General features: G+C 23.4%; 2 protein-coding genes and 1 pseudogene. All 3 read right to left on the bottom strand.

Going from position 1 to position 2,136, the window contains the following annotated elements:
- Nucleotides 1-525, bottom strand: a 525-nt coding sequence (locus BN1173_RS02190) for a hypothetical protein (protein ID WP_040236345.1), incomplete at its 3' end; no start/stop codon positions are given.
- Complete coding sequence (locus BN1173_RS02185) at nucleotides 515-1,279, bottom strand: ParA family protein (RefSeq protein ID WP_014696289.1); 765 nt, start codon at nucleotides 1,277-1,279, stop codon at nucleotides 515-517. The genes BN1173_RS02185 and BN1173_RS02190, both read right to left, overlap by 11 nt.
- A gap of 196 nt (nucleotides 1,280-1,475) precedes the next feature.
- Nucleotides 1,476-2,053 (bottom strand): annotated as a pseudogene (locus BN1173_RS02180) (YigZ family protein).
- Between the last annotated feature and the right edge of the window lie 83 nt (nucleotides 2,054-2,136).

Here is a 2,136-nt window from a genome sequence, read left to right as displayed (position 1 = left end):
TTTTGTATTGTTTTTATTGTTGTTGTTTTGTTGATGACGTGATTTAAATTCTTTTAAAGTTTTTATCTTTCCATTAAGAACTTCCATTTTTAAATTAGTAGGACATGATTTTTTAGAAATTTCATATGATAATGATAGTGGTAAATTTTTTATTATGGATTGCTTATCGGAATTTTCGACAAGCAATTCATATCGTGATATTAATGAATAGACTTTGTCTTTTTTAAATCCCATACTAGTAAACCATTTATAAAAAAGTCCGTCATATTGGTTGCTTCCACGTAATTTTTCTTGTGCTTCTTTTAGTATTCTTCCAATTTCTGTGTATGTATTGTGAAATATGTTAAAGATTTCATATTGTTTCTTTTTTAAAAAATTGGCTATCTCTTGATCTAAGTTTTCATATTTGAAATTTTTATTTTGAATGACTATTAATTCTTGTTTGGTTAAATTATTGTCGTTGTTTTGATTTTTATTTAACTTTTGCCCCATTAAGGTCATTAGGGTATCTAGATTATCTGACATTTTTACCTTCTATTTTTTCAATTATTTCTTTTGTAAGTGCTAAAAAATCTTTTGCTGCATTGCTTTCTTTGTTATAAACATGTACTGGGATATTTGCTTCTTGAGATTTGGAAATACTTATATTTTTTCTTATTTTGGTATTTAAAAATTTTTCTTTAAATACTTTTTGTAATAAATCTATATATTTTTCTTTGCTTTTATTTCTAATATCGTATTTATTTATAAATACCCCAGCAATTTCTAGATTTTTGTTAATCTGTTTCACAGCTGTTATTGTATCTAGTAATAGATTTATTCCTTCAAATGCAAAAAATTCTGTTTCTATTGGTATTAATAGGTATTTACTTGCAACAAGAGCATTGATTGTGAGTATTGACAGGGTGGGAGGACAATCAAGAATAATAAAATCATAATTATCTTTTTTATATTGTTCTAATGCATTCTTTAAAAAATTTTCTCTTGCAATTTCATTTATTAGTTCTTTTTCAAGTAATGCTAATTTAAGACTTGAAGGAATGATATCTAAGTTGAAATTTTTGATAGGTTTAATTTTTTTCTTTTTATAAATAAGTTCATAACTTGAATTTTTAGTTTCTTTTTTGGCAATGTTAACTCCACTACTAGTATTTCCTTGTGAGTCAATATCTATTAATAGAGTTTTTTTGTGTAATAATGTTGTTGCATAGGCTATATTTATAGCACTAGTTGTTTTTCCTACCCCACCTTTTTGATTAATAATTGATATTATTGTCATATAAATTTTCTCTTATTGTGTATTTTGATAATATTCTATTTTAAAACATAAATAATAAAAATTATACTATGTGAAAAATTATTTCTAAATAGTTAATTAGTAAATTAAACAATATCTACAATATAAGCATTTAGTTTGATTTAATGTCTAAATTGGGATAAAGTTATATAGTTAAATTAATTAAACGTAAATAAAATTATAGAAGTGAATTTCCTTGTAAAAATTTAAGGATATTGTTTTTGTTTTTTATGTTAAATTGTATTTTAGTATGTATTTTATCTAAAAAGCTTGCATCTATAATTTTAATTCCAATTTTGTTTTGCATTCGTATTAGTAAATTGTATTGATTGTAGTTTAGATTAAGAGATAATATTTCATTTTCTTCTTTTTCTATTAAATTTGTTTTATTTATTACTTCGTATGCTGATTTAGAATATGCTTTGTTTAAGCCTTGTTTTCCAAGTAGAGTGCCACCGAAATATCGTACTGTAATAATAAGAGTATCTGTTAAATTTTTATTTAATATGGCTTCTAAAGTGGGTTTTCCAGCTGTATGTTTAGGTTCTTTATCATCACTCATTCCATTTGTGAATGAATTTAAGTTTCCAATTCTAAATCCATGGACAACATGAGTTGCAGTTTTAAATTTGGATGTTATATTCTTATGTATTTTGTTTATTTCGTTCTTAGTAGAAGAGGGAAAATGTATGATAAGAAAATTGATTTTTTTACTTCAATTTTTGAATAAATATTTTCTTTAGGAATTAACATCATTTAATTTAATAATATATNATTTGGATTTGTGTGAAGTATTTTTAATACGATTAACTATCTTTACTGTATTGTTTATCATAGTA

This window comes from Borrelia crocidurae, from assembly GCF_000825665.2.
Lineage (GTDB): Bacteria > Spirochaetota > Spirochaetia > Borreliales > Borreliaceae > Borrelia > Borrelia duttonii.
The sequence above is the reverse complement of the archived record's forward strand: the minus strand, read 5'-3'. Positions and strand labels throughout refer to the sequence as shown.